This is a genomic window from Kitasatospora sp. NPDC054768 (assembly GCF_053612025.1).
In genome coordinates, this window is sequence record NZ_JBSHBN010000166.1 from 1 (window position 1) to 20,258 (window position 20,258).

The 20,258-nt window shown below is 72.5% G+C and carries 21 protein-coding genes; 9 read left to right on the forward strand and 12 right to left on the reverse strand.

The window, feature by feature from the left end:
- Positions 1 to 92 precede the first annotated feature (92 nt).
- The 4 genes from ACWGKU_RS33965 to ACWGKU_RS33980 form a co-directional block, all read right to left on the reverse strand.
- Entirely contained in the window at positions 93 to 704 is a 612-nt protein-coding gene (locus ACWGKU_RS33965) for a ScbR family autoregulator-binding transcription factor (protein WP_401056711.1), read from the reverse strand.
- A gap of 221 nt (positions 705 to 925) precedes the next feature.
- Positions 926 to 1,135 carry an acyl-CoA carboxylase epsilon subunit gene (locus tag ACWGKU_RS33970; protein ID WP_359902827.1) on the reverse strand — a complete coding sequence of 70 codons (210 nt, stop codon included), beginning with the start codon at positions 1,133 to 1,135 and terminating at the stop codon, positions 926 to 928.
- A 104-nt stretch (positions 1,136 to 1,239) separates the two neighbouring features.
- Entirely contained in the window at positions 1,240 to 2,841 is a 1,602-nt protein-coding gene (locus ACWGKU_RS33975) for an acyl-CoA carboxylase subunit beta (RefSeq protein ID WP_359902830.1), read from the reverse strand.
- 452 nt (positions 2,842 to 3,293) lie between these two features.
- Positions 3,294 to 3,716 carry a PLD nuclease N-terminal domain-containing protein gene (locus tag ACWGKU_RS33980; RefSeq protein ID WP_452179055.1) on the reverse strand — a complete coding sequence of 141 codons (423 nt, stop codon included), beginning with the start codon at positions 3,714 to 3,716 and terminating at the stop codon, positions 3,294 to 3,296.
- A gap of 92 nt (positions 3,717 to 3,808) precedes the next feature.
- On the opposite strand from ACWGKU_RS33980, the gene ACWGKU_RS33985 reads away from it, so the two are divergent.
- The gene (locus ACWGKU_RS33985; RefSeq protein ID WP_452179056.1) at positions 3,809 to 5,266 is read left to right on the forward strand and encodes a menaquinone biosynthesis decarboxylase; all 1,458 of its coding nucleotides are present in this window, start codon (positions 3,809 to 3,811) and stop codon (positions 5,264 to 5,266) included.
- Positions 5,263 to 6,159 (forward strand): menaquinone biosynthesis prenyltransferase MqnP, encoded by an 897-nt coding sequence (gene mqnP / locus ACWGKU_RS33990; RefSeq protein WP_401046982.1) that lies wholly within the window; start codon positions 5,263 to 5,265, stop codon positions 6,157 to 6,159. The genes ACWGKU_RS33985 and mqnP overlap by 4 nt, the downstream gene beginning before the upstream one ends.
- Positions 6,160 to 6,221: 62 nt before the next feature.
- On the opposite strand, the gene ACWGKU_RS33995 is transcribed toward mqnP, so the two are convergent.
- The 3 genes from ACWGKU_RS33995 to ACWGKU_RS34005 form a co-directional block, all read right to left on the reverse strand.
- Entirely contained in the window at positions 6,222 to 7,016 is a 795-nt protein-coding gene (locus ACWGKU_RS33995) for a nucleoside-diphosphate sugar epimerase (RefSeq protein WP_452179057.1), read from the reverse strand.
- Between the two features lie 132 nt (positions 7,017 to 7,148).
- Positions 7,149 to 7,904, reverse strand: a complete 756-nt coding sequence (locus ACWGKU_RS34000; RefSeq protein WP_387686117.1) for an alpha/beta fold hydrolase — start codon at positions 7,902 to 7,904, stop codon at positions 7,149 to 7,151.
- A gap of 130 nt (positions 7,905 to 8,034) precedes the next feature.
- Entirely contained in the window at positions 8,035 to 9,261 is a 1,227-nt protein-coding gene (locus tag ACWGKU_RS34005) for an FAD-dependent oxidoreductase (RefSeq protein WP_401046990.1), read from the reverse strand.
- Between the two features lie 101 nt (positions 9,262 to 9,362).
- Between ACWGKU_RS34005 and ACWGKU_RS34010 the strand changes: the two genes are divergently transcribed.
- On the forward strand, positions 9,363 to 10,169 hold the full coding sequence (locus tag ACWGKU_RS34010; protein ID WP_452179058.1) for a TetR/AcrR family transcriptional regulator: 807 nt from the start codon (positions 9,363 to 9,365) through the stop codon (positions 10,167 to 10,169).
- A gap of 54 nt (positions 10,170 to 10,223) precedes the next feature.
- Here the strand turns inward: ACWGKU_RS34010 and ACWGKU_RS34015 are convergent, their stop codons facing one another.
- From ACWGKU_RS34015 to ACWGKU_RS34035, 5 genes are all read right to left on the reverse strand, one after another.
- Positions 10,224 to 11,216 (reverse strand): ABC transporter permease subunit, encoded by a 993-nt coding sequence (locus ACWGKU_RS34015; protein ID WP_401046995.1) that lies wholly within the window; start codon positions 11,214 to 11,216, stop codon positions 10,224 to 10,226.
- Positions 11,213 to 12,097 (reverse strand): ABC transporter ATP-binding protein, encoded by an 885-nt coding sequence (locus ACWGKU_RS34020; protein ID WP_401046997.1) that lies wholly within the window; start codon positions 12,095 to 12,097, stop codon positions 11,213 to 11,215. Before ACWGKU_RS34020 ends, ACWGKU_RS34015 begins: the two co-directional genes overlap by 4 nt.
- On the reverse strand, positions 12,094 to 12,441 hold the full coding sequence (locus ACWGKU_RS34025; RefSeq protein WP_401047002.1) for a GntR family transcriptional regulator: 348 nt from the start codon (positions 12,439 to 12,441) through the stop codon (positions 12,094 to 12,096). Before ACWGKU_RS34025 ends, ACWGKU_RS34020 begins: the two co-directional genes overlap by 4 nt.
- 154 nt (positions 12,442 to 12,595) lie before the next feature.
- The gene (locus ACWGKU_RS34030; RefSeq protein WP_359902861.1) at positions 12,596 to 13,312 is read right to left on the reverse strand and encodes an MOSC domain-containing protein; all 717 of its coding nucleotides are present in this window, start codon (positions 13,310 to 13,312) and stop codon (positions 12,596 to 12,598) included.
- Between the two features lie 67 nt (positions 13,313 to 13,379).
- Positions 13,380 to 14,123: a cyclase family protein gene (locus ACWGKU_RS34035; RefSeq protein ID WP_401046999.1), complete on the reverse strand. Its 744-nt coding sequence runs from the start codon at positions 14,121 to 14,123 to the stop codon at positions 13,380 to 13,382.
- A gap of 91 nt (positions 14,124 to 14,214) precedes the next feature.
- Here ACWGKU_RS34035 and ACWGKU_RS34040 point away from each other — a divergent pair, with 91 nt between their 5' ends.
- The 6 genes from ACWGKU_RS34040 to ACWGKU_RS34065 all read left to right on the forward strand — a co-directional run bounded on the left by ACWGKU_RS34040 (position 14,215) and on the right by ACWGKU_RS34065 (position 20,124).
- On the forward strand, positions 14,215 to 14,889 hold the full coding sequence (locus ACWGKU_RS34040; protein ID WP_359902867.1) for a UbiX family flavin prenyltransferase: 675 nt from the start codon (positions 14,215 to 14,217) through the stop codon (positions 14,887 to 14,889).
- 119 nt (positions 14,890 to 15,008) lie between these two features.
- Positions 15,009 to 15,467 carry an Lrp/AsnC family transcriptional regulator gene (locus ACWGKU_RS34045; RefSeq protein ID WP_030055719.1) on the forward strand — a complete coding sequence of 153 codons (459 nt, stop codon included), beginning with the start codon at positions 15,009 to 15,011 and terminating at the stop codon, positions 15,465 to 15,467.
- A 3-nt stretch (positions 15,468 to 15,470) separates the two neighbouring features.
- Positions 15,471 to 16,433 (forward strand): threonine ammonia-lyase, encoded by a 963-nt coding sequence (locus tag ACWGKU_RS34050; RefSeq protein ID WP_359902870.1) that lies wholly within the window; start codon positions 15,471 to 15,473, stop codon positions 16,431 to 16,433.
- A 52-nt stretch (positions 16,434 to 16,485) separates the two neighbouring features.
- On the forward strand, positions 16,486 to 17,649 hold the full coding sequence (mqnE, locus tag ACWGKU_RS34055; protein ID WP_452179059.1) for an aminofutalosine synthase MqnE: 1,164 nt from the start codon (positions 16,486 to 16,488) through the stop codon (positions 17,647 to 17,649).
- 127 nt (positions 17,650 to 17,776) lie between these two features.
- Positions 17,777 to 19,054, forward strand: coding sequence for a L,D-transpeptidase family protein (locus ACWGKU_RS34060; RefSeq protein ID WP_452179060.1), 1,278 nt, complete (start codon positions 17,777 to 17,779; stop codon positions 19,052 to 19,054).
- A 122-nt stretch (positions 19,055 to 19,176) separates the two neighbouring features.
- Positions 19,177 to 20,124 (forward strand): beta-ketoacyl-ACP synthase III, encoded by a 948-nt coding sequence (locus tag ACWGKU_RS34065; protein WP_380351308.1) that lies wholly within the window; start codon positions 19,177 to 19,179, stop codon positions 20,122 to 20,124.
- Positions 20,125 to 20,258: the final 134 nt, after the last annotated feature.

Consider the following 20,258-nt stretch of genomic DNA (forward strand, 5'->3'; position numbering starts at 1 on the left):
ATTGTCGGCGGCTGCGTCCGATGTGTATTAGAGACAGGTCGCGCCCGGTCGCGCCCGGTCGCGCCCGGTCGCGCCCGGTCGCGCCCGGCGGCTCAGGCGCGCTCGGCGACGCTCAGCCGGGCGAGCGCGTGCGGCTGGACCAGGCCGGGCAGCAGCAGCGTCCACAGGTCGGACAGCCGCTGGACCAGGTCCTGCCGGTCGGCCAGCACCTGGGAGCTCAGCTGGATGCCGGTGACGGCCCCGGTGATCACCCCGGCGGCCGCGGTCAGGTCGACGCCCGGGTGGAGGTCGCCGGCCTCCCGGGCGCGCTCCAGCAGTTCGCGGACCGTGTCCATCCAGCCCTGGTAGGCCGCGAGCTGCGGCTGGGTGAAGCTGCCGTGCTCGATCGTCAGCCGGATGCTGCCGCGCACCAGCGGGTCGGTCTGGAGCGCGCGGGCGAAGGCGTAGCCGAGGTCGATCAGGTTCTGCACCGGGCTGTCCGAGGCCGGTGTCCAGCCGGAGATGAAGACGCCCTGTCCCTCGATGACGGCGAGCGCCAGCTCCTCCTTGGAGTGGAAGTGGAAGTACAGCGCGCCCTTGGTGACGCCGGCCCGGTCCAGGATTTCGGACATCGTGGCGGCGGCGTAGCCCCGCTCGTCGAACACCTCGGCCGCGGCGACGAGTACCGCCTGGCGGGTCGCCAGTGCGCGGGCCTGCCTGGCCATCGCAGCCTCCCTGGAGTGTTCTGGTCTCGGCAGCGGCCGATCCTATGGGGGCGGACGGGGCGGCGGACGCATACCGTCCAGTAGGCATCCTACCGAGCCCTCCGCGGGCCCTTCCGGCCCCGGGCGACCGGGCGGGGGCCGCTCCGGCGCGGCCCCGGGGCAATGCCGGACGGCCGGTCACCCGGGCGGGGTGACCGGCCGTCGGCTCGGGCCGTGGGCCGTCAGGCGGCCTGCTGCCAGCTGAACGGCGAGTAGTACGCCGGGCGGCGCTCCAGGCGCTGCCAGTTGGCGATCGGCTCGATCGGCGCGGCGGCGGCGGCCTGCTGCGCGGCGGCGGCGCGCGCGGCGAGGACGGCGGTCAGGGCGGCGAGTTCCTCGTCGGTGAGACTGCCGCGGACGATGCGGACGAGGGGTTCGGCGGAAGCGGTCATGTCCTGGTTTCTCCCCCGGTGGCTGCGGTCTGAGGTGGGTGCCCGGTGCGTACGGGCGGTTGCTGCGGGGCGCGTGCGGTGCGCACGCGCGGCGGAGCGCGCCGCTACATCGGCGGGTTGCCGTGCTTGCGGCTGGGCAGGTCGGCGTGCTTGGTGCGGAGCATGGCCAGGGCGGAAGAGATCACCTGGCGGGTCTCGGCCGGGTCGATGACGTCGTCGACGAGGCCGCGCTCGGCCGCGTAGTACGGGTGCATCAGCTCGTTCTTGTATTCCTTGATCTTCTGGGCGCGCATGGCGTCCGGGTCCTCGGCGGCGTTGATCTCGCGCCGGAAGATGACGTTGGCCGCGCCCTCGGCGCCCATGACGGCGATCTCGTTGGTGGGCCAGGCGTAGGACAGGTCGGCGCCGATGGAGCGGGAGTCCATGACGATGTAGGCGCCGCCGTAGGCCTTGCGCAGGATCAGCGAGATGCGCGGCACGGTGGCGTTGCAGTACGCGTACAGCAGCTTGGCGCCGTGCCGGATGATGCCGCCGTGCTCCTGGTCGACGCCGGGCAGGAAGCCGGGGACGTCGAGCAGGGTGACCAGCGGGATGTTGAAGGCGTCGCACATCTGGACGAAGCGGGCGGCCTTCTCGCTCGCGTTGATGTCCAGCACGCCGGCCAGCGACTGCGGCTGGTTGGCGATGATGCCGACGACGTGGCCGTCGATCCGGGCGAGCACGCAGAGCACGTTGGTGGCCCAGCGCTCGTGGACCTCCAGGTACTCGCCGTGGTCGACGATCTCCTCGATGACCTTGCGCATGTCGTACGGGCGGTTGCCGTCGGCGGGCACCAGGTCCAGCAGGCTGTCGTTGCGCCGCTCGACCGGGTCCTCGCTCATCACGGACGGCGGCATCTCGCGGTTGTTCTGCGGCAGCAGCGACAGGAGGTAGCGGACCTCCTCGATGCAGGACTGCTCGTCGTCGTAGATGAAGTGGGCGACACCGGAGACGCCGGCGTGCACGTCCGCACCGCCGAGGCCGTTCTGGGTGATCTTCTCGCCGGTCACCGCCTGGACCACGTCCGGGCCGGTGATGAACATCTGCGAGGTCTCGCGGACCATGAAGACGAAGTCGGTCAGCGCGGGGGAGTACGCGGCGCCGCCGGCGCACGGGCCGAGCATCACCGAGATCTGCGGGATGACGCCGGAGGCCTTGGTGTTGCGCTGGAAGATGCCGCCGTAGCCGGCCAGCGCGGTGACGCCCTCCTGGATGCGGGCGCCGGCGCCGTCGTTCAGCGAGACCAGCGGGGCGCCGGCCGCGATGGCCATGTCCATGATCTTGTGGATCTTCTGCGCGTGGGCCTCGCCCAGCGCGCCGCCGAAGATCCGGAAGTCGTGCGCGTAGGTGAAGACGGTGCGCCCGTGCACGGTGCCCCAGCCGACGATCACGCCGTCGGTGTGCGGCTTCTTGGCCTCCAGGCCGAAGCCCTGGGCGCGGTGCCGGCGCAGCGGCTCGACCTCCTGGAAGGAGCCCTCGTCCAGCAGCAGCTCGATGCGCTCGCGAGCGGTCAGCTTGCCCTTGGCGTGCTGGGCCTCGGTGGCCTTGTCGCTGGGGCCGCGGCGGACCTTCTCGCGCAGCTCGTGCAGCTCGGCGACCCGCCCGCGGGCGTCGGCCGGGACCTCGGGGACCTCGCCGTCGACCGGCGCCTCATGCACAACCGTCATCTCGAACCACTCCAAGGGTGAGGGAACTGTCCGACAGCCAACGTCTGCTGTGCCCCCGGCTGCGAATCACTTTCTTCACTTATGACTGTACGAGGGGCCGTGCGCTGGTTTCGGCGTCGATTCCGTACAAGGTCGGGTTCGTTTAGCTGTCAGGCCTGTACAGAAGCTGTCGGTTCGGTCACTGAGCGCTCGGTGTTCGGTTGGATACCGGGGGTTGTCGGACAGATGATGGTCCGATGATCTGAGCATGAAGAAAAGCGCAGGTCAGGGACGTCTTCCAGTAATGTAGGCCGGTCCTCTTGGGCCCCGCTCAAGGTCCGCTCAAGCCCGGCGGGCAGGGGGGCGCCATCCGGGTTAGGGGTTGCGCAGTCGTAGGGAAGCGCCAAAAATGCCGCAGCCCACCCCGCGCGGTGGGGGTGGGCTGTCCGAGCGAGCGGGCGGACCTGCGCCGATCAGCCCTTGCGCCCGTCCTCGGGCTCGTCGCCGTCGCGCAGCTCGCGCTCGCGGCGGCGCAGGTCGGCCTCCCACTGCTTGAGCATGTCCTCGTGGTCTTTGTTGCTCTTCTTCAACGAGGCGAGGAACTCGGGGTCGTCGTCCGGAGCCAGCGGGCGCCCGCCGCGCGGGGCCGGACGGCCCGGGCGGTCGTCGGCCGGGTGGCCCGGCCCGGCCCCGGCGGGCGCGGTCCGCAGGAAGCCGCGTTGCTTGCCGGCGATCAGCCAGGCGATCGGGCCCAGCGGCGGGAAGAGCAGCACGATCAGCACCCAGACCACCTTGGGCAGGTGCTTCACCTTGTCCTCGGGCGTGGTCAGGCAGTCCACGAACGCCCAGACCCAGAGCGCGAGCGGAAGGACGATGGTCAGAAGAATCCTCGGCACGGCTGGGATCTCCCCCCGGGCGACGGCGGCGGCGGGCGCCTTCCAGGGGCCCTTGACCGGGCCAGGCTATCGGGTGGCGGATACTGACAGGCATGGCATACGACGATCTCCGCTCGTTTCTCCGGGCCCTCGACCGCGAGGGCGACCTCAAGCGCATCAAGGCGGAGGTGGACCCGCACCTGGAGATCGGCGAGATCGTCGACCGGGTGCAGAAGGCCAAGGGCCCGGCCCTGCTCTTCGAGAACGTCAAGGGCTCGTCGATGCCGCTGGCGATGAACGTCTTCGGCACCGAGCGGCGGCTGGCCAAGGCGCTCGGCCTCAAGGGCCCGGACGACATCTCCGAGAAGATCGCCGGCCTGCTCAAGCCCGAGCTGCCGCAGGGCTTCACCGGCTTCCGGGACGCCTTCGGCAAGCTCGCCTCGATGGCGCACGTCCCGCCCCGGCACGTGAAGTCCGGTGACGCCCCGGTGCAGGAGGTCGTGCTCACCGGCGACGACGTCGACCTCGACGCGCTGCCCGCCCTGTTCACCTGGCCGCTGGACGGCGGGTCCTTCTTCAACCTGGGCCTGACCCACACCAAGGACCCGGACAGCGGCATCCGCAACCTGGGCCTCTACCGGCTCCAGCGGCACGACCGCCGCACCATCGGCATGCACTGGCAGATCCACAAGGACAGCCGCAACCACTACGCGGTGGCGGCCAAGCGGGGCGAGCGCCTCCCGGTCGCGATCGCCTTCGGCTGCCCGCCGGCCGTCACCTACGCGGCCACCGCGCCGCTGCCCGGGGACATCGACGAGTACCTCTTCGCGGGCTTCATCGCCGGGGAGCGGGTCCGGATGGTCGACTGCAGGACGGTGCCGCTCCAGGTCCCGGCCGACGCCGAGGTGGTCGTGGAGGGCTGGCTGGAGTCCGGCGAGATGCTGCCCGAGGGCCCGTTCGGCGACCACACCGGCTTCTACACCCCGCAGGAGCCGTTCCCGGCGCTGAAGATCGACTGCGTGACGATGCGCCGCCGCCCGATCCTCCAGTCCATCGTGGTCGGCCGCCCGCCGACGGAGGACGGCCCGCTGGGCAAGTTCACCGAGCGGTTCTTCCTGCCGCTGCTGAAGATCATCATTCCGGACATCGTCGACTACGACCTGCCCGAGGCCGGTGGCTTCCACAACTGCGTGATCGTCTCGATCGACAAGAAGTACCCCAAGCACGCCCAGAAGACGATGCACGCGATCTGGGGCGCGCACATGATGTCGCTGACCAAGCTGATCATCGTGGTGGACTCCGACTGCGACGTGCACGACTACCAGGAAGTCGCCTGGCGGGCCTTCGGCAACGTCGACTACAGCCGCGACCTCACCGTGGTCGAAGGCCCGGTCGACCACCTGGACCACGCCTCGTACCAGCAGTTCTGGGGCGGCAAGGCCGGCATCGACGCGACCCGCAAGCTGCCCGAGGAGGGCTACACCCGCGACGGCGGCTGGCCGGAGATGGTCTCCTCGGACCCGGCCACGGCCGCGCTGGTGTCGCGCCGCTGGAAGGAGTACGGACTGTGAGCACGGCCGCCGCCGAGACCCCCGGGCGCACCAAGGCGTTCCTGCGCCTGGTGGCGTTCGAGCACTCGGTCTTCGCGCTCCCGTTCGCGTACATCGCCGCGCTGACGGCCATGTTCCTCGCCGACGGACGGGTGCACTGGGGCGAACTGTTCGTCGTCACGGTCTGCATGGTCGGGCTGCGGACCTTCGCCATGGCGGCGAACCGGATCATCGACCGCGAGATCGACGCCCGGAACCCGCGCACCGCCACGCGCGAACTCGTCACCGGCGCGGTGTCGTTGAAGACCGCGTACGTCGGCTCGGCCGTCGCGCTGGTGGTCTTCCTCGGCGCGGCCGCGATGCTCAACCCGCTCTGCCTGGCGCTCGCGCCGATCGCCGTGGTGCCGATGGTGGTCTACCCGTACGGCAAGCGGTTCACGAACTTCCCGCAGGCGATCCTCGGCCTGGCCCAGGCGATGGGGCCGGTCGGCGCCTGGCTGGCGGTGACGGGCAGTTGGTCCTGGGACGCGGTCGTCCTCGGTGCGGCGGTCGGCATCTGGATCGGCGGCTTCGACCTGATCTACGCCTGCCAGGACGTCGAGTCCGACCGCGAGAACGGGGTCCGCTCGGTGCCCGCGCGCTACGGCGTCCCGGTGGCCATCCGCGGCGCGCGGGTGTGCCACCTCCTGACCACCCTCCTGCTGGGCTGGTTCGGGTTCCTGACGGACGCCGGCGTGGCCTTCTGGATCGGCCTCGTGGTCGTCGCGGGCGCGTTCGTCTACGAGCACACCATCGTGAAGCCGAACGACCTGTCCAAGCTCAACCGGGCGTTCTTCCAGACCAACAGCTTCGTGGGGATCTCGCTGTTCTTCTTCGCCCTGGTGGACCTGGCCGTCCGCGGCCTCGGGATCTGACGCCCGGGCGACCGCCGCGACGTGTACCGGCGTTACTGAACCGCCGGGCCGGGCGGGCCGGTTCAGCGGAACAGGGCGGCGTGGTCCGTCGCCCAGGCGTGGAAGCTGCGGGCGGGGTGGCCGGTGACGTCCCGGACCGTGGTGGTGGCCGGTTCGGGGGCGCAGAGGCGGGCGTGGACGAGGTCCAGGGCGCCGTCGACGGCGGCGGGGGCCCGGCCGGTGGCGGACAGCCGGCGGCGGGCGGTCTCGCGGGGGACCTCCTGCCAGGTGGCCGGGCGGCCCGCGGCCGTGCCGATGATCTCCACCTGCTCCGCCTGAGTGGGTGACTCCGGGCCGGTGAGGACGTACCGGGCCCCGTCGTGGCCGTCCTCGACCAGGGTGCGGACGGCGACCGCCGCGATGTCCCGCTCGTCCACCGGGTTCAGCCCGGCCGCGCCGCCGTAGCCCCGCACCACGCCCCCGGCCCTGATCTCCTCCGCCCACTGCAGCGCGGCGGCGAAGCCGTGCGCCCGCAGCACCGTGTGCCGTACCCCGCTGCCGGTGAGCAGCGCCTCGACCCCGCCCGCCGGCCGGCCGGGGCCGGCCGGCGACAGGAGCACCACCCGCCCGACCTCCCGGGCCAGCACGCCCACCGCCTCCGTGGCCCCGTCCGCCGTCGGGAACGGCCACCCCAGCAGGACGGCCCCGGCGCCCCGCACCGCCGCCTCCAGCGACACCGGGGCGAGCAGGTCCCGCGGGGGCAGCGTCCGCACCCGTACTCCGGAGGCCGCGAGCTGCAGCCCGACGTGCCGTCCGACCGCCCCGGAGACGCCGATCACCAGGACCCGGGACGTGCCGTCAACTCGCTCATCTGTCATGCATCGAACGTAAGCGAGAAGGATGAGACGCCCAATGCGTGCGGGTCTAGGGTCCATGCGTCAGCGTCTACCCGGCGCGGCCACCCGGCGCGTCCACCCGGGTGCGCGCCGGCCCGGTGCGCCGGGCCGGGCTCAGTTGTGCAGGAAGCCCTCCAGCGACACCGCCAGGGCCACCGGGGCCTCGTACATCGGGTAGTGCCCGCTGCCGCCGAGCTCCTCCAACTCGGCGTTGGGGTAGTGGGCGAGGAAGGTTCCGCGCATCACCTCGGCGGTGAGGGCGAGGTCGTGCTCGCCGACGATCACCTTGACCGGCACCGGGTTGCCGTCGATCCGGCGCTGGAGGTCGGCCGTCGCCCAGTCGCGGACGTAGCCGCCGAAGGCCTCCGGGGTGGACAGCCGCAGGGACTGGTCGACCATGCGGTCGAGCCAGACCCGGCCGGCCCGCTGTCCGGTGACCAGGTCCAGGATGGCGAAGCGCTTCTCCCGGTCCTCGGCGGCGCCGTAGAACAGCGCCTCGCCCGCTTCGTCCAGGGGGTACGCCCCGGCCGGCACCGGGGCCAGGCCGACCAGCTTGCGCACCCGCAGCGGCGCCTCGGCGAGCACCTGCTGGGCCGCCTTGCCGCCCATCGAGTGACCCACCAGCGAGAAGCGGTCCCAGCCGAGCTGGTCGGCCAGGGCGAGCGCGTCGGAGGCGATCTCGGCGAGGGTGTACGCGCCGGGGACGTCCTTGCGCTGGCCGTAGCCGCGGTAGTCGAGGAAGGCGTAGCTGAAGGCGTCGCCGTCGAGGTAGTCGAGGAACGGGCCCCAGCCCTCGCTGGTGCCGAACCAGTCGTGCAGGACCAGGACGTGGTGGTCGCCGGTGCCGGTCGAGCGGTGAGGGATCGTCATGCCAACGGTCGTTCCCCGCGCACCGCCCGCCCGAACGGACGGTGCGCGGGGGCGGGCGGGCCGCTGCTCGCCGAGAGGTCCTGGAGCCGGGCGGCGCCCCGCGCCGTGGGTCTCACCCGGTCGAGTGAACTCAGGCGTCGCGCCGGGCGAAGGCCGGGGCGTGCTCGGGGAGCGGGCCGAAGGCGATCAGGCGGGACAGCAGCAGCGGGAAGCCGGGGACGTGCCGGGCGAGCCGCACCAGCCGGGTGGGCGGGCCGGCCTGCCGGCCGGTGAGGACCGGCTCGAACATCACATGGTGCAGGACCTGTTGGACCCCCTGCATGATCACGGTCGGCCGCCACCGGCGGTGCTGGACCCGGGCCAGGGCCGCCACGGTCGGGCGTCCGTGCCGCAGCGGTCCGGCGAGCAGGGCGGCGGCCGCGACGGCGTCCTGGATCGCGAGGTTGATGCCCACCCCGCCGGCCGGGGACATCGCGTGGGCGGCGTCGCCGATCAGCAGCAACCCGTCCCGGTGCCAGCGGTTCAGCCGGTTGAGCCTGACGTCGAGCAGGTGGACGTCGTCGAGGCCGGCCAGCCGGTCGACCCGGTCGGCGTACTGGGGCAGCAGTTCGGCGATCCGGGCGCGGAACCGTTCGATGCCCTCGGCGCGCAGCTGCGGGTCGGCGCCCTTGGCGCGGAAGTAGGCGATCTGGAAGTAGTCGGCCCGGGCGAAGCTCAACGCCAGGTCGCCGTGGCCGAAGCCGGGGACGAGGCTGGGCGGCAGGGCCTGCTCGTGGGTGTGCCGGGGCAGCCGGAACCACCAGGTGTCGAAGGGCACCGGGAACTCCTCGGGCACCAGGCCGGCCGCCCGGCGCAGGGTGGAGTGCCGGCCGTCGGCGGCGACGGTGAGGTCGGCGTGGAGCTCGCCCTCCTCGCCGTCCCGGGTGCGGTACCGGACGCCGGTCACCCGGCCGGCGCCGTCCCGGAGCAGGCCGGTCGCCTCGGTGTTCATCCGCAGGGTGAAGGCGGGTTCCCGCCCGGCCTCCTCGACCAGGAAGTTCAGCAGGTCCCACTGCGGGATCATGGCGATGTAGTTGTACGGGGGCCGCAGCCGCTCGTAGGCGCTCAGTGCGACGGGGCCGGCGTCGGGTGTCCGGACGACCAGGTTGCCGAGGCGGCTCTGCGGCAGGGCGGCGAACTTCCGGCCGAGGCCGAGTTCGTCCATCAGCCGCACGGTGGAGGCGTGGACGGTGTCGCCGCGGAAGTCGCGCAGGAAGTCCCGGTGCTTCTCCAGCACGGTCACCTCGACGCCGGCGCGTGCCAGCAGCAGACCCAGCATCATTCCGGCCGGCCCGCCCCCGGAGATCACGACGCTCATGGCTCTCCCCTTTCAGTGCTCGATCGATCACTGTCCGTGTGGAACCTGCCTTTACAGAGTCTCTGGAACCATTCCAGATGTCAAGTAGTACGATGCTCCACATGAAGGAGCTGGTGACGGCCGCCCTCACGGCGGCGAAGGAACGGGGCCAGGACGTCGCCGACGTCCCGCTGACGGCGATCGCCACGACGGCCGGGATCTCCCGCAGCACGCTGCTGCGCCGGCTCGGCGGCTCCCGGGCCGCGCTGGACGAGGCGGTCCGGGAGGCGGGGGTCGACCCGGGCGGACGGCCGCCGGTGCGCGAGCGCGCGATCGAGGCGGCGGCGCTGCTGGTGGCCGAGCGGGGCCTGGCCGGGGTCACCCTGGACGCGGTGGCGGACCGGGCGGACTGCTCGCTGCCCAGCCTGCACACCGTCTTCGAGGGGCGGGACGGCCTGCTCGCCGCCGTCTTCGAGCGGCACTCCGCGCTGCCCGGCCTGGAGGCCCTCGCCGCCGACCCGCCGGAGCGCCTGGAGGACACCGTCCGGGCGCTGCACACCACCTTCGTCGCCGCCTTCGCGCACGAGCCGCGGATCGTCCCGGCGGTCTTCGCCGACCTGCTCGGCCGGCCGGACGGCCCCGCCGCCCGGGTGGTGGCCGCCAACCTGCCGCGGACGCTCGACAGCCTCGACCGGCTGCTGCGGCCGCACGTGCGGGCCGGCCGGCTGAGGCCGCTGCCCACCCCGGTGCTGATCCAGCTGCTGCTCGGCCCGCTGCTCAACCACGTCCTGATGCGGCCGGTGCTGGAGCCCGCCCTGGGGGCCGGGCTGCCCTCGATGGACGAGATCGTCGACATCTTCGTCGACGCCTACCTGCGGGCGGTCGCCGTCCCCGCGGCAGGATCCGGGAGCGACGGCGACACTCCCTGAGGAGGGCCGTGATCGGCAGGCCGCGGCGCCCGGTCCGCGGCCACCCGGCCCGCCCTAGGAGATCCGCCGGATCCGCCGCACCGCGAGGAACACCAGCAGCGCGGTCAGGGCGAGGAACAGCCCCGACTCGATCCCCTGGAAGGTCCAGAACCGGTCGGCGGGCTGGTACTCCATCGCGTTGGTGTACGGCCCGGCGCCGAAGCCGTGCTCGGCCATGTTCCTGGCGCAGTCGGCGGCCCCCGGGTCCGTGGCCGGCGGGCAGCCGATCTGCCCGTCGTGCAGCACGGTCTCGCCGGCGCCGTTGCGCACCACCTGGTCGAAGACCCAGTCCCCGGCATAGCGGTTGGGGAGCAGTCCGCTCTCCGCCGCGTACGTGGCCGTCTTCGCCGGGAGGAGGTACGGGCGGACCGCCGTCTCGACCAGGACGCGCACCGCGGCGAACGCGGCGAGCGAGATCCCCATCGCGGGCAGCACCTTGCGGGCCGCCGTGCCGGTGTACACGCCGAGCGCCACCGCGAACAGGGTGTACGCGATCGGGGCGACGCCCTGGACGTCGAAGCTCAGGTAGCCCAGCCGGCCCTGGCCGGTGGCCGCGAAGGGGCCGAACCACCAGGCCACGCCCAGCGCGTACGCGACCGCGAGCAGCACCGCGGCGCCGCCCACCAGGCCGAACTTGGCGAGCACCCAGTGCCGCCGGCTGATCCCCTGGGTCCACACCAGGCGGTGGGTGCCGTTCTCCACCTCGCGGGCGACCAGCGGCGCGCCGAAGAACAGGCCGACCAGCACCGGCAGCAGCACGAACAGGACGGCGACGTAGAGGAGTCCGCCGTACTGGTTCTGGAAGCGCTGGTTGAGGCCCTCGCAGCCGCCGCCCCCGGTCAGCAGGCTCTCGTGGCCGAGCTTGGCGAGGCAGGAGCCGAGGCCGCTGCGGTCGAGGGCGCCGCGCATCGCGAGGCCGGTGGGCACCATCACGGCGGCCAGCGCGGCCAGCGCGGCGAGCGTCCAGAACAGTTGCTTGCGGTGCTGGCGCCAGATCAGCCAGGTCATGCCGCCACCTCCGGGGAGAACCGGGTGTCGCCCGCGCCCAGGTAGGCGAGGACGAGGTCCTCCAGGGTCACCGGGTGGACGGTCCAGACGTTCTCGTCCACCGGCCCGTCGGTGCGCACCAGCAGGGTGGACTGGCGCTCGGTGTGGCTGGCCTGGATGACGGCGGTCACTCCCGGTACGGACTCCGTGCCGGTCCGGGGGCCGGTGATCCGGCAGTGCTCGGCGAGCAAGTCGTCCACAGTGCCGGTCAGTTGGACCTGTGCGCTGTTCAGGACGACCAGGTGGTCGCAGACCCGTTCCAGGTCGGCGAGCAGGTGCGAGGAGAGCAGCACGGTGGTGCCGCTCTCGGCGACGGCGCCCATCAGTTCCTGCATGAACGCGTGCCGGGCCAGGGGGTCGAGGGCGGCCACCGGCTCGTCCAGCAGCAGCAGTCGGGGCTGCTTGGCGAGCGCCAGGGCCAGTGCCACCTGGGCGCGTTGGCCGCCGGACAGTCGGCCGACCGGCTTGTCGAGGGGGATGCCGAGGCGGGTCAGCCGGTCGCGGGCGGGGGCGGCCTCCCAGTGGTGGTTGAGCTTGCCGCCCATGGTGATCAGCTCGTCCCCGGTGAAGTCCGGGTAGAGCGGGGTGTCCTGGGCGACGAATCCGATCCCGGCCAGCGCCGCGACGCCCTGCCGGGGGTCGCGGCCGAACACCCGGACCTCGCCGGCGTCCGGTTCGAGCAGTCCGACGGCCAGGTGCAGCAGGGTGGACTTGCCCGCCCCGTTCGGGCCGACCAGTGCGGCGATCCGTCCGGCCGGGAGCTGGAGCGAGCAGCCCTCCAGTGCCCAGGACTTGCCGTACCGCTTTCCCAATTCGCGTGCTTCCAGTGCGACTTCCGTCATGTCTTCCCCCTGTTGAGTGTTGCCCGCATCGTGGTGTCGATCAGCGCGGCGATGTCCTCGTGGGCGAGTCCGGCGGTCTCGGCCTTGCGCAGCCAGACCACCAGGTCCTCGCGCAACTCGGCCTGGTTGGCCAGCGCGGGGCCGGCCAGCGTGCCGACCAGGAAGGTCCCCACGCCGGGCCGACCCTCGGCGAGCCCCTCCAACTCCAGTTCCCGGTAGGCCTTGAGGACGGTGTTGGGGTTGATCGCCAGGGTGCGCGCCACCTCGCGGACCTTCGGCAGTTGGTCGCCGGGCCGGGCCAGTCCGACCCGCAGGGCCTGCTTCACCTGAAGCACGAGTTGCATGTAGGTGGCGACCCGCGAGCGGCTGTCGAGGACGAACTCGATCACTAGTTGTTCTCCTGTCTTATGACAGTAAGACAGGATGGGTGAGCGAAGGTCAAGTCGTCAATCGGAGAAAGGTGTTGACGAACGGTAGGTTGTACGCGAAAGGCTGCGGTCAGCCCAGGAGCAGTCGGTCGCCGACCCGCAGGCGACCCGGGGCGGCGACCTCGGCGAGCGCGTCCAGCCGCCCGTCGTGGGCGTGCACGACGGCCTTGAGGATCTCGGGCGCGTGCGGAAGTCCGGGCTGCGGGGCGCCCGTCATCGCGCAGCGCTCGCTGGAGGCGACGAAGGAGAGCCGGGCGCTGCCGGGGGCCTCGCCGGACGCCTGGCGGCCGAGCCAGGCGTCCTCGACGAACGGCGGGGTGCCGGGCGGGGTGCGCAGCACGATGTTGGGGCGGAACCGGCGCTCGTCGATCACGGCGAAGGGGACGGCCTCGCGGACCCAGTCCAGGGTGGCGGTGCTGAGCACGCTGACCGGCAGCCGGTCGAAGTGCGACACGGCGTCCTCGCGGGCGAGTTCGACGTCCTCGCGCTGGAGGTAGGCGCGCAGGAAGGCGTTCGGCCGGTCGACCGGGCGGCCGAGCGGATCGAACAGTTCGGGGCCGTCGATCCGGTGGCCGAGCCGGGCGGAGAGGCGGAGCAGGCCGTCCATCCGGCGGAAGCGGCGGGTGTTCTTGCCCGAGCCGAGCTTCCCGGCCGCGTCGCGGACGGCGTAGAGGCGGTCGCCGGCCAGGCCGCGTCCGTCCACCTCGACGGAGTCGAGCCGCTCGCCGCCGGTGGACTTCACGGGGTAGCGCCAGAGTCGCTCGATCACTCCGATGATCTCAGCCATGGCCGGAAAGCGTACTGGCGTTGACGGGGGATGGTCTAGACCAAGTCCCGGGAGTCTACTCGCCGGTTCAGCCCAGCCGGGCCACCGCCCGCACGGGTGCGCCGTCCGCCGCGACCAGCCGCAGCGGGAACAGCGAGACCTCCACCGGCAGGCCGGCCTCCTGGGCCGCCAGCAGCGGCCGCAGGTCGGTCAGGTTCTCGGCGATCACCCCGCCGCCGGACGCCCCCAGCAGCACCCGGTGGGCGGCCAGCGTCGGCTCCTCGGCGGTGCCGTGGTCGTGCTCGTCGGTGAGGTCGGCGAGCAGGGCGGCCACCGTGGGGTCGCCCGGGCCCGGGTCGGGGGTCGGGTCGACGCTGAGCGCGTCCACCCCGACCGTCCGCACCCCGGCGGCGACGATCGCCTCGGCGGCGGCGGGGGTCAGGCTGGGGTGGGCGAGGTAGGCGTCGGTGCCCCAGTGCCGGGCCCAGCCGGTGGCCAGCAGCAGGACGGTTCCCTCGGCGGCCCGCTCCAGCGCGGGCGCCAGCAACTCGGGGGTGACGGCCGTCCGGGGCTCCAGCCCGCGCAGGTCGGCGATCACGGCCGGGCCGGTGAACCGCTCCAGCGGCAGCCCGTCCAGGGTCGGCCAGGTGACGTCCACGTGGTACGGCGCGTCCACGTGCGTCCCGGACTGCGAGCCGAGGTGCAGGGCCAGCACGTTCACCCCGGCGGTGGCGGTGGTGAGCGCGGGCTCCAGCAGGACGGCCGGGTCGCCGGGGTAGACGGGCATCGCGGTGGTCACCTGATGGGTGAGGTCGACGAGGGTCGCTGCCATGCGGCCCATCCTTCCAGGGGTCGGGGCTCCTGGACCCCCTCCCGGCCGGCCCGGGCCGAACGCGCAGGTCGAGGCGGGTCAGAATTGCCCCATGGGAACTGCGAAGCGTCAGCCGTGGGTGGTCGGGGTCTCGGGCGCGTCGGGGACGCCGTACGCGGCCTCGGTGATCCGCGCGCTGCTGGCCGCCGGCGAGGCGGTGGACCTGATCGTCAGCCGCGCCGCCCGGCTCACCATCCTGGACGAGACCGGCATCTCCTTCCGGGACGCCCACTGGCGCGCCGACCTGGCCGCCTGGCTCGGGAGCGACCGGGGCCTGGACGACGTCCGCTACTGGCCCGCCGGGGACTTCGCGGCCGGCCCGTCCAGCGGCTCCTACCCGGCCAAGGGCATGCTCGTGGTGCCCGCGACCACCGGCGCGGTGGCCGGGATCGCGCTCGGCCTGAGCAAGGACCTGCTGCAGCGCGTGGCCAGCGTCACCCTCAAGGAGCGCCGCCCGCTCGTCGTCTGCGTGCGCGAGACACCACTCAACGGGGTGACGTTGAAGCACTTGGTGGAGCTCGACGCGCAGGGGGCGGTCGTCCTGCCCGCTTCGCCCGGTTTCTACGCCGGCGGCTCCACCGTGCGCGAGCTCGTGGACTTCGTGGCCGGGCGGGTGCTGGACGCCGTCGACGTGCCGCATTCCCTGTACCTGCGCTGGGAAGGGGAGTTGGGCGCGGCCGCCCGCAGGACGGCCGGCGGCGACGGCGCTCCGGCTGAGGGGGAGTAAGGAGACCGGGGGCGGGAGAGTATCTTCTCTGCGATATCCGGGTCGGTCGGCGCAGGGCGCCTTTGAATCCGGATAATGATCTGTGGGTCTGGCGAGGTTCGGAAGGACGCGGACGGTATATGGACACGGTGGACAGACAGCTCATCCAGGCGCTCCGGGAGAACGGCCGCGCGTCCTACGCCGAGTTGGGCCGCCTGGTCGGGCTCTCCGGCCCGAGCGTCACGGACCGGATCAACCGCCTGGAGCAGGCCGGGGTCATCACCGGCTACCGGGCGACGGTCAACCCGGCCTCGCTCGGCTTCGGCGTGACGGCCCTGATCGGCCTTCAGCTCACCGACGCCGCGGACCACGAGGACGTGGCGTTCCGGCTGAAGGACCTCAACGAGGTCGAGGACTGCTGGTTCATCGCCGGTGACGACTCGTACATGCTGAAGGTCCGGGTGGCCGACGTGGCCGGCCTGGAATCGGTGGTCAAGCGGATCTCGGGCACGAAGGGCGTGGCCCGAACCCGCACCACCGTCGTACTCTCCACGAAGTGGGAAAACCGGGTGAGTGAACTTCCTCCTGTAGGAGAGTGACGCATGGCGCTGGTCGGTCTGGAGGAGCTGCGGGCGGCTCGGCAGCGGATCGCGGGGGTCGCCGTGCGCACCCCACTGGTTCCCGCTCCCTGGGCGGCCGAGGGGGAACGGCGGCTCTGGCTGAAGCCCGAGAACCTCCAGCCGACCGGGGCGTTCAAGACCCGCGGCGCCTACAACCGGCTGGCCGCGCTCACCGAGGACGAGCGCGCCCGGGGCGTGGTCGCCCAGTCCAGCGGCAACCACGCGCAGGCGGTGGCGTACGCGGCCCGGACGCTCGGCATCAAGGCCGTGATCGTGATGCCGGACACCTCGCCCGCGGTGAAGGTGGAGGCCACCCGCTCGTTCGGCGCCGAGGTGATCCTGGTCGCGCCGGAGGAGCGGGACACCCTGCCCGCCGAGCTGGCCGGGAAGCACGGCTACGTCTGGGTCCCGCCGTACGACGACCCGTTCATCATCGCGGGCCAGGGCACGGTCGGCCTGGAGATCGCCGAGGACGCCCCGGCCGAGCTGGACACCGTCCTGGTGCCGGTCAGCGGCGGCGGCCTGATCGGCGGGACGGCGGCCGCGCTCAAGCTCACCCGCCCCGGCATCCGGGTGATCGGCGTGGAGCCCGAGCTGGCCGCCGACGCCCGGGCCAGCCTGCGCGCCGGCCGCCGGGTCGAGTGGCCGGTCGCCGACACCTACCGGACCATCGCGGACGGGCTGCGCACCCCGTCGCTCGGCGTGCTGCCGTTCGAGCACGTCACCGCCTACGTGGACGACATCGTCACCGTCACCGAGGACGAGATCCGCGCCACCGTGGCCGTGCTGGCCCGCCGCGGCCGGCTGGTCGCCGAGCCCTCCGGGGCGGTCGCCCCGGCCGCCTACTTCCACCGCGCCGCCGAGACCGGGGGCCAGGCGGTGGCGGCCGTGGTCAGCGGTGGCAACATCGACCCGACACTGCTCGCCGAGCTGCTCTCGGCATAGGCGTACGCTCATTCCGGCAAGGAATCGAATGTCGGAGGAGGCGGGTCACCGCATGGACGCAGGGCTCAAGCGCGAGCTGGAGGCGAAGGTCTACGCGGGTGAGCGGCTGACCCGCGAGGACGGGATCGCGCTCTACGAGAGCGACGACCTGGCCTGGCTGGGCGGGCTGGCCCACCACGTGCGGACGCGGAAGAACGGCGACGTCGTCCACTTCAACGTCAACCGCCACCTCAACATGACCAACGTGTGCAACGCGTCCTGCGCGTACTGCTCGTTCCAGCGCAAGCCGGGCGAGAAGGACGCGTACACGATGCGCATCGAGGAGGCCGTCCGCCTCGCCAAGGCGATGGAGAGCGAGTCCCTCACCGAGCTGCACATCGTGAACGGCCTGCACCCGACCCTGCCGTGGCGCTACTACCCGCGCTCGCTGCGGGAGCTGAAGGCGGCGCTGCCGAACGTCTCGCTGAAGGCCTTCACCGCCACCGAGATCCACTGGTTCGAGAGGATCAGCGGCCTGTCCGCCGACGAGATCATGGACGAGCTGATCGACGCCGGCCTGGAGTCGCTGACCGGCGGCGGCGCGGAGATCTTCGACTGGGAGGTCCGCCAGCACATCGTCGACCACGACACCCACTGGGAGGACTGGTCGCGGATCCACCGCCTCGCGCACAGCAAGGGCCTCAAGACGCCGGCCACCATGCTGTACGGCCACATCGAGGAGCCCCGCCACCGGGTGGACCACGTGCTGCGGCTGCGCGAGCTCCAGGACGAGACCGGCGGCTTCCAGGTCTTCATCCCGCTGCGCTACCAGCACGACTTCCACGACTCCAAGGACGGCGTCGTGCGCAACAAGCTGATGGCCCGCACCGAGATGGCCACCGGCGCCGAGGCGCTGAAGACCTTCGCGGTCTCCCGGCTGCTCTTCGACAACGTCCCGCACGTCAAGGTCTTCTGGGTGATGCACGGCGTCGCCACCGCCCAGCTGGCGCTCAGCCACGGCGCGGACGACATGGACGGCTCGGTGGTCGAGTACAAGATCACCCACGACGCGGACAACTTCGGCACCCCGAACAAGCTCGGCCGCGACGACCTGCTCGGGCTGATCCGCGACGCGGGCTTCCGCCCGGTGGAGCGCAACACCCGCTACGAGGTCATCCGCGAGTACGACGGCCCGGACCCGATGCGCCGTGAGTCCCCGCAGGCGATGCGCCTCTGACCCCGTTCCGGTCCGTGAAGTCCTCCGCCGCCCCGGCCGTCCGTCGGCCCGGGCGGCGGTTGTCTTCACGGCCTCCGCACGGGGCCCGGGTTTACCAACGGGTACGGCGTTTGGCAGGATCGACGGCATGTCCGGTTCTGATCGTGCCACCGCGTACCCGCCGTACCAGCCGACGCAGGAGCCGGTCGACCTGATGCCGCAGCAGCAGTACGAGAGCTTCCAGCCGTACCAGCAGCCGGTTCAGCAGGACGCCTACTACGGCCAGTACCAGCCGTACGAGCAGGCCCCCGACGGGTACTACGAGGCGTACCGGCAGCCGTTCCAGCCGTACGAGGCCGAGCCCGTCCAGTACCCGGCCGAGCCCGGCTACGAGGCCGAGTCCGTCTACCGGGCCGAGCCCGTTCACGAAGCCGTTCCCGAGGCCCGCTACGAGCCCGTGCCCGACGCCCGTCACGAGCCCGTCCACGAACCCGCGTCCGAGGCCCGCTACGAGGCCGCGCCCGTGGTGCTCGCCGCCGCGCCCGTGGCGGGTGGCCGGACGGCCGCGCGGGGACGGCGGCGCAAGGCCAAGCAGAAACGTCACGGCAAGGCCGTGATGGCCGGCACCGCGCTGCTGGTCGCCGCCACCGCCGGCTGGTACGCCGTCGGCCAGGACGGCGCCAAGCCCGGCATCACCGCCGCCGACGGCCCCGGCCCGGAGGGCGTCAGCAAGCCCGACCAGCCCGGCCCGGCCCCCGCGGCCGCCCAGGCCGCCTCCGACCGGCAGGCCGCGGCCCCGGCCGCCGACCGCAGCCAGACCCGTACGGACGGCTCGGTCGCCGCGATACCCGGCCTCGGCGCGAAGTTCACCGCGCAGATACCCGCCGAGACCACCCAGGTCGTGGTCGCCTCCGGCCAGGACAAGAACACCGACAAGAACGCCGTCACCCTCTGGACCCGCACCTCCGAGGGCCGCTGGCTGGCCGGCGAGACCTGGCAGGGCCACAACGGCAAGAACGGCTGGACCACCGACCACAACGAGGGCGACCTGCGCAGCCCGATCGGCGTGTTCAACCTCACCGACGCGGGCGGCCGCAAGGCGGACCCGGGCAGCAAGTTCCCGTACGACAAGGACCCGAGCTTCGTGGTCTCCGGCACGGGCTTCTTCGGGGACCAGCTGGCCGGCTCCTTCGACTACGTGGTCGCGATCAACTACAACCGCGTCGCCGGCAACTCCCCGCTCGACACGCGCCGCCCGATGGGCTCCAAGAAGGGCGGCGGCATCTGGCTCCACGTGGACCACGACGGCCCGACCCACGGCTGCGTGTCGATCCCCGAGGACAAGATGGCCCAGCTGATCCGCACCCTGGACCCGGCGGCCCACCCGGTCATCGTGATGGGCGACACCGCCGCGCTGGCCGCCTGACCTCGGCGTACGCGGAACCCGGGCCCCCCAAGGCCCCTTGTCCACCTCCTACAGATCGAGGGGGCGGATCCTGTCGCCGGTCATACCATGCTGACCAGCGGGTAACCCGGTTCCATGGCAGTATGAGCGGTTCTCGCATTGTGGCACTCGGGCACTACCAGCCCCCCAAGGTCCTCTCCAACGCCGACCTGGCGGGGCTCGTCGACACCGACGACGAGTGGATCCGCACCCGTGTGGGCATCCGCACCCGGCACATCGCCGAGGAGGAGAGCCTGGTTGACCTCGCCACCGAGGCGGCGCAGAAGGCCCTCGCCAACAGCGGCCGGACCGCCGAGGAGATCGACCTCGTCGTGGTCGCCACCTGCACCGCGATCGAGCGCAGCCCCAACACCGCCGCCGCGGTGGCCGCCCGGCTGGGCGTGCGCTCGCCCGCCGCGTACGACATCAACACGGTCTGCTCCGGCTTCTCGTACGCCCTGGCCACCGCCGACCACGCGATCCGGGCCGGCTCGGCCCGCCGCGCCCTGGTGATCGGCGCCGAGCGGATGTCCGACACGCTCGACTGGACCGACCGCTCCACCTGCGTGATCTTCGGCGACGGCGCCGGCGCCGCGGTGATCGAGGCCCAGGAGGAGGGCGGCGAGCCCGGCATCGGGCCGGTGGTCTGGGGCTCCGAGCCGGAGCGGGGCGACGCCGTGGTGATCACCGGCTGGGACCCGGTGATCAGCCAGCAGGGCCAGGCGGTCTTCCGCTGGGCCACCACCCAGCTCGCCCCGCTGGCCCGCCAGGCCTGCGAGCGGGCCGGGATCGACCCGTCCGAGCTGAAGGGCTTCGTCCCGCACCAGGCCAACCTGCGGATCATCGACACGATCGCCCGCAAGCTGGGGCTCGGCGAGGACGCGGTGGTGGCCCGGGACGTGGTCCACTCGGGCAACACCTCGGCCGCCTCCATCCCGCTGGCCTTCTCCAAGCTGGTCGAGCGCGGCGAGCTCTCGCCCGGCGACCCGGTCCTGCTCTTCGGCTTCGGCGGGGGCCTGGCCTACGCCGGCCAGGTCGTGCGCTGCCCCTGACCCCACGGCGCCGCACGGCCCCCTGAACGGCTCCGCAAGGGCCCCGGAACGGCACCACGACGCCGTCCCGGGGCCGCACCCCGTCCGAACCCCGGACATGCCGGTGGGCGGGCACCCTGTCCCGGGTGCCCGCC